The sequence below is a fragment of the Kitasatospora sp. NPDC024654 genome (genome assembly GCF_055559155.1).
The window spans coordinates 15,350-20,950 of record NZ_JBVHLF010000104.1 but is presented as its reverse complement, the minus strand read 5'-3'; the positions used below and the strand labels follow the sequence as shown (position 1 = coordinate 20,950).

8 protein-coding genes are annotated in these 5,601 nt (G+C 71.6%); 2 read left to right on the top strand and 6 right to left on the bottom strand.

Annotated features, from left to right (window positions below):
• Positions 1-76: 76 nt before the first annotated feature.
• The 5 genes from ACZ38L_RS34175 to ACZ38L_RS34155 all read right to left on the bottom strand — a co-directional run bounded on the left by ACZ38L_RS34175 (position 77) and on the right by ACZ38L_RS34155 (position 3,166).
• Entirely contained in the window at positions 77-613 is a 537-nt protein-coding gene (locus tag ACZ38L_RS34175; protein ID WP_465700917.1) for an MFS transporter, read from the bottom strand.
• Positions 610-1,218 (bottom strand): metalloregulator ArsR/SmtB family transcription factor, encoded by a 609-nt coding sequence (locus ACZ38L_RS34170; protein ID WP_465700914.1) that lies wholly within the window; start codon positions 1,216-1,218, stop codon positions 610-612. The genes ACZ38L_RS34175 and ACZ38L_RS34170 overlap by 4 nt, the downstream gene beginning before the upstream one ends.
• 228 nt (positions 1,219-1,446) lie before the next feature.
• Positions 1,447-2,481: a hypothetical protein gene (locus ACZ38L_RS34165; protein ID WP_465700911.1), complete on the bottom strand. Its 1,035-nt coding sequence runs from the start codon at positions 2,479-2,481 to the stop codon at positions 1,447-1,449.
• 85 nt (positions 2,482-2,566) lie between these two features.
• On the bottom strand, positions 2,567-2,923 hold the full coding sequence (locus ACZ38L_RS34160; RefSeq protein WP_465700909.1) for a hypothetical protein: 357 nt from the start codon (positions 2,921-2,923) through the stop codon (positions 2,567-2,569).
• 12 nt (positions 2,924-2,935) lie between these two features.
• Positions 2,936-3,166 carry a hypothetical protein gene (locus ACZ38L_RS34155; RefSeq protein WP_465700907.1) on the bottom strand — a complete coding sequence of 77 codons (231 nt, stop codon included), beginning with the start codon at positions 3,164-3,166 and terminating at the stop codon, positions 2,936-2,938.
• On the opposite strand from ACZ38L_RS34155, the gene ACZ38L_RS34150 reads away from it, so the two are divergent.
• The gene (locus ACZ38L_RS34150; RefSeq protein ID WP_465700905.1) at positions 3,149-3,577 is read left to right on the top strand and encodes a hypothetical protein; all 429 of its coding nucleotides are present in this window, start codon (positions 3,149-3,151) and stop codon (positions 3,575-3,577) included. The two genes, ACZ38L_RS34155 and ACZ38L_RS34150, sit on opposite strands and share 18 nt — an antisense overlap.
• Before the next feature lie 33 nt (positions 3,578-3,610).
• Here the strand turns inward: ACZ38L_RS34150 and ACZ38L_RS34145 are convergent, their stop codons facing one another.
• Complete coding sequence (locus tag ACZ38L_RS34145) at positions 3,611-4,456, bottom strand: helix-turn-helix transcriptional regulator (RefSeq protein ID WP_465700901.1); 846 nt, start codon at positions 4,454-4,456, stop codon at positions 3,611-3,613.
• Positions 4,457-4,537: 81 nt separating this feature from the next.
• Here ACZ38L_RS34145 and ACZ38L_RS34140 point away from each other — a divergent pair, with 81 nt between their 5' ends.
• Complete coding sequence (locus ACZ38L_RS34140; protein ID WP_465700897.1) at positions 4,538-5,521, top strand: aldo/keto reductase; 984 nt, start codon at positions 4,538-4,540, stop codon at positions 5,519-5,521.
• Positions 5,522-5,601 lie beyond the last annotated feature (80 nt).

Below are 5,601 nucleotides of genomic sequence, written 5' to 3'. Positions count from 1 at the left end.
GATCAGGCGTAGAGAACCTCGATCATCTCAAACCAGCACGGGCACCTGTCGCCGTATCAGCCCACCGCTCGCCGGACTACCTGCGGATTCGGGTCAGTGCCTGTACGAGCATGCCGCCGATCGCCGGTCCCGCCACGTAGGAGGCCGAACGACTGGTGCTGAGCTTGCTGTTGGCGTCCACGTAGGACGCGCGCGGCACCAGGTGGGCGAAGAAGGCCGAGTAGGAGGTGTTGAACAGGACGGCGGCGCTCCCGGTGAGTAGCGCGACGGTGTAGAGCTGGCCCAGTGTCACGGCTCCGGTCAGGTAGGTCGCCGGCAGGCTCAGCAGTATGAGGGCGCGGACCAGGTCGGCGGTGACCATCAGCCGGCGCTTGTGGGAGCGTTGGTCGACCCAGGCGCCGAGCACGATGGCCAGCAGGTTCGGCGTCCAGATCAGCGCGGTCAGCCAGGCCACCTCGTTGGCGGAGGCGTGCAGTGTCGTCACGGCGATCAGCGGCAGGGCCAGTTCGGTGACCCGGTCGCCGAACTGGGAGACCGTTTGGCCGGACCAGAAGCGCAGGAATCGCCGGTCCCGCCACAGCGACGGAGGTACGGACAGGGTCGCGTCGCTCACCTGGTGTCCCCGTCAGGTTGCTCGTGGTCCTCCGGCAGGACGTAGCGCATCAGTCGCACCCCGCGGCTGCCTGATGGCCGGTCGGCCGCCTCGCGGGTCACATAAGGTGCCAGGACACGTTCGAACTCCTCCAGGACGGAAGCGAGTTCATCCGCGCTGAGCACGACCCGCGTGTTGGACAGGCCGGCCAGGCGGCGCCAGAGGGGATCGAGCCCGGGCTCGACCTCAGCCGCCCAGCGCGCCGGCGTATCCCCGGCCCGCAGGAACATCTGCTCGGACAGCAGCCGAGCGGCCTGCCTGCCGTCCACGTCGTCCGGGTCCTCCGGAACCTCGAAGCGGAAACCGCGGCCCACCGCCTCCCACCGCCGGTACCGGCGGTCGGGACCGGGATCACTGTCGCGCACCAGGCCGAAGCCGGCCAGGTGACGCAGATGCCAGCTGACGCCCGACGGCGAGGCACCGACCTCCTGGGCAAGTTCGGTGGCAGTCGCCGGACCGCCACGGCGTAGCAGGTCAAGGATCGCCAGCCGCACCGGATGAGCCAAGGCCCGCATCGCCTTGGGATCGGTGATCGTGAGATCACCGAGCAGATTGTCGGTAGCCATGACGTGAAAGTATTCTTTCACGATTTCTGAAAGTCAACCCATGCGCTTCCAGGCGCGGTTGCCCCGCGTCTAGGCACCCAAGGAGCCGGACGGACCTACCACGCCGGTGGCCAGACACTCGCCGCTCAAGCTCTCAACACCCTGACTTGACAGGGAAGACCAGGGTGAGGTCGAAGTCCACGCCGACGGCGCGGCTGGCGGGGGAGTTGGGGTCGAGCGGGACGATGGTCAACAGGGCTCCTCAGTGGTCGGGTCGGATGGTGATCGGGATTCGGCGGTCCGCTGGGTCGGGTCGGTGGCAGGTTCGGCGGTGAGCGGCCAGGTCGGTGGGGCCGCCCTGGACGCCGGTCCGGCAGTCGGGGCAGGTGTGGCCACCACTCGGCGCCGGGTGGCAGTTGCGCGGCGGTGAGGGGGTGAGGGGGTGGGCCGGGTGCTGCACGGGTCATGGGAGGTGCTCCGGGACGGGACGGGCCCGGCCGCGCGGGGGCATCCGGGCCCGGGGAGGCGGGGGCGAGGGTTCAGGGCTGGTGGGTGCGCAGGGTGTCGGCGCGGTCCTGGCGGAGCTCGGCGAGGCCCGGGTCCGCGTCGCTGCCGCGGGCGGCGGCTTCCTGGTAGGCGCGGACCAGGGCCCGGCGCTCGTGCGGGTCGGTCGGCGCCTGGCCTGTCTGGACCAGTCGGGCGAGGGTCTTCGAGGTCGGTCAGGTCGACCCGGGCGGTGAGGTCAGCGACCGGTTCGGTGGGCAGCGGGACGAACGAGGGGATGACCTTCCGCGCCGCCAGGGACCGCAGGAGCCGGATGGCGCCCAGGCCGCCGGCCGGGTTGGCGTTCCACTCCCACCCGGTGATGGTCATGTGCGGTTCGGGCAGGTTCTGGGCGATGGCGGTCAGCACGTCGAAGCGCAGCCGCGGATCGCCGCCGGTGAGCTGTTCGACGGCGTCGACGATGTCGTTGGCCAGCTGGCAGCGCTCCGGGCCGTAGCCGTGGGTGGCGATCCGGTCGGCGGCCAGGTTCAGGATGACGGCGATGGCGTCCGGGTCGGCGGTCGGCGGCTCGCTGGTGCTGCGCAGGGCGGCGGCGCAGGTCAGCAGGTGGCGGTCGGTGGGTCGGTCGGGGTCGGCGCCGTGGTCGGTGAGGGCCTGGCGGTACTGGCGGGTGAGTTCGTTCTGCAGTGGGACGCTGCCGCGGGCGGCGAGGCAGGCTTCGGCGTCGGGCCTGGTGTGCAGGCCGCGCTCCAGAATCCCGGCGATGACGTGTGGGTGCATCGTGGCTCCGTTCTGGTCGGGTGAGGTGAGGGCCCGGCCGCTGTGGTGCGGTCGGGCCCGTGGTGGAGCTGGGGGTGAGGTCGGGTCAGGTGGCGGCGTCGTCCTCGTCGGGGCCGGCACCGTCGGCTGCGGCGCAGCCCCAGGAGCAGTAGCGTCCGTACACGCCGGTGCCGTAGTAGGGGGCGCCGTCCAGCGCGCACTCGGACTCTGCGGCGTCCAGGTCGTCGCCCGGCCCGTCGTTCTCGTCGTCCGGTGTGGTGGGGAGGAGCGGGGGCTCCGGGGTGGGCAGCGTGGGTGCCCAGGCGCCGGTGGGGTCGTCGTCCCAGTCATCCGGGGCGGCGGTCGTCTGCTGGGGCTGGTGCTCGGGTCGGCGGGGCCCGGCGAGCAGGTGGCGCAGGGCGGCGATGAGGCTGCGGCGCGGGGAGGCGGGTTCGTTCGTCATCGGTCGGTCCGATCAGTGGGTGTGGCGGGAGCCGGACGGTCCGGGCCGGTCGCGGGAGCGGGTGACGCTGTCGCTGAGGTGGACGACGGCGGCGGTCAGCGCGGTGAGCTGCTCGGCGATGGCGAGGCCGTCTGTGGTGAGGTGGTCGGTGTTCAGCCGGTGGCCGGCGGCCAGCGCGAGCGCCCGCAGGTCCCGCGGCGCGGGCCTGGGCGCGGGGGCGCCCTCGTGCCGGGCCGCGGCCACGTCCCCCAGGTCGGTGAGGAGCCGGGAGATCCGGCGGCCTTCGGCCTCGGCGTGCAGCCAGGTGCGGGCCGCCTCGGCACCGCCGGACTGACCACCTGGGAGAAGGTCGACGAGCGGACCACCTTCGGCCTGTTGTACGGCGGCATGGACTACAACAGCGACGAGCGTATGGACATCACCGGCGAGATGGTCGAGGACCTGCGTTCCCGGGGTCTGCCAGCGCAGACCTGCGACCAGTGCGAGGAGTTCGTCACCGACCGGCATCCGACCTGGCCCGGTGTCTGGGTCGCGATCGGCGAGGAGACCGGCTCGCTGTGCCACAGCGCCGGAGACGACGGCAACTGGGACGACTTGTTCACGATCGCGGTCCACGGTCCTCACCGCGTCGCCCGCGCGCCGAATGGGTGTTAGGCAAGCAAAGGGAGTTCCGCGTGTATGTCGACATCATGGTCTTGGCATGGGGGTCGCAGAGTAGAGGCAGTCCAGCAATGCGCTGATCCGGGCCTGGTCGTGGGGCGCGGCGGTGTAGGTGACGAGTCTCTGGTCGGGGTTGTCGGCGAGGTGGAGGACGAGGTGGTGCAGCGCAAGTTCCCCGAGAGCCGGGTGGCGGAGGCGTTTGGTGCCCGAGCGGGCCGGGGCGACCTTGTGCTGGGGCCACCAGTCCCGCACCTCCGGGCTGGCCGTGTGCAGGCGGCCTATCAGGTCGCCGAAGCCAGGGTCGCCCGGATGGCGTGCGGCCGCTGTGCGCAGTCGTCCGAGTAGTGCGGAGGCTTCCTGCTCCCAGGCGACGAAGATCTCCCGGGCGGTGGGTTCGCAGAACATCCACCAGATCATGTTGCGGTCCTGCGGCGGTCGGGTCGGCCAGTCCGTCCACAGGGCGCGGGCGGCCCGGTTGGCAGCGAGGACGTCCCAGCGCCTGCCGGTGACGTAGGCGGGGCCTGGATCGAGGCGCTCGACCAGCTCGGACACGGCTGCCGGAAGCGTTTCGACGACCGGGTGCGGCTGGGTGGGAGGGACGCCGTGGACGAGTTCGTGGACATGGACCCGCTCGGCGGCGTCCAGCCGTAGCGCCGCCGAGAGCGCGTCGAGCACCTGGCGCGAGGGGCGGATCTCGCGGCCCTGCTCTAGGTAGGCGTAGTAGGTGGCGGAGATGGCCGCGAGCTGGGCCACCTCCTCGCGGCGCAGGCCGCGGGTCCGGCGCCGGACACCGGTGGGCAGGCCGACGTCAGCGGGCTGCAGCCGTTCCCGTCGGGAGCGCAGCAGGTCGCCCAACTCCTTTGCTCGGGTCACGGATTGCGTCATCCTGGCACTCTCATTACTAGGAAGAACATCCTGTGGCTACCACCCTGGCGGCGCCGCTATGTTGGCTTCATGGACACTCGAACTCTCGGGCCGGAAGGCCTCACCGTCTCCGCCGTTGGACTCGGCTGCATGGGCATGTCCCAGGGCTACGGCGCGGCCGATGACACCGAGTCGATCGCCACCCTGCATCGGGCCATCGATCTCGGTGTCACCTTTCTCGACACGGCCATGAGCTACGGCACGGGACACAATGAGCAACTGCTCGGCCGGGCGCTGGCCGGACGGCGCGACCAGGTGGTCCTGGCCACGAAGTTCGGGATCATCCGCAGCCAGGACGGTGTCCGGGTCGACGGCCGTCCCGAGAACGTGCGGGCCTACTGCGACGCATCGCTGGCGCGGCTCGGCACCGACCACATCGACCTCTATTACCAGCACCGCGTTGACCCGCAAGTGCCCATCGAGGAGACCGTCGGAGCGATGGCCGAGCTGGTGGCCGAGGGCAAGGTCCGTCATCTCGGGTTGTCGGAGGCGAGCCCCGAGGATCTCGAGCGGGCCGCGGCCACTCATCCGATCAGCGCGGCACAGTACGAGTGGTCGTTGTGGTGGCGCGACATCGAGGACGATGTGCTGCCCACGGCCCGTCGGCTGGGCATCGGCCTGGTCCCGTACAGCCCGCTCGGCCGCGGCTTCCTGGCCGCCCCGTTCACGGTGGACGGTCTCGGAGCCGGCGACTTCCGCCTCGGCGACCAGCGGTTCCAGGACGAGCACCTCAAGCGCAACCAGGAGCTCGTCGCCGCCGTGCGGGAAACGGCGGCGGAGCGCGGGGTGACTCCGGCGCAGCTGGCCCTGGCCTGGCTGCTGGCCCAGGGCGAGGACGTCGTGCCGATCCCCGGGACCCGCCGCGCCGAACGGCTCGCGGAGAACGCCGAGAGCGCCGCCGTCATGCTCTCGGCCGCCGACCTGGAGCGCCTGGAGGCGGTCGCGCCGCGCGACGCCTGGTCGGGCGACCGCCAGTCCTTCGCCGCCCACCGTACGGTCCGCACCCCAGAGTGACGCGGGGGGGGGGGGGGGGGGGGGGGAGGCGTCTTCTCCGCGAGGGGGGGGCGGGGGCGGGGGACGACAATCACAGATAG

Bases quoted from the DNA above. Each gene is read 5' to 3' on its own strand.
- ACZ38L_RS34170 (WP_465700914.1), bottom strand. From the start codon at position 1,218: ATGGCTACCGACAATCTGCTCGGTGATCTCACGATCACCGATCCCAAG.
- ACZ38L_RS34165 (WP_465700911.1), bottom strand. From the start codon at position 2,481: ATGCACCCACACGTCATCGCCGGGATTCTGGAGCGCGGCCTGCACACC.
- ACZ38L_RS34160 (WP_465700909.1), bottom strand. From the start codon at position 2,923: ATGACGAACGAACCCGCCTCCCCGCGCCGCAGCCTCATCGCCGCCCTG.
- ACZ38L_RS34140 (WP_465700897.1), top strand. From the start codon at position 4,538: ATGGACACTCGAACTCTCGGGCCGGAAGGCCTCACCGTCTCCGCCGTT.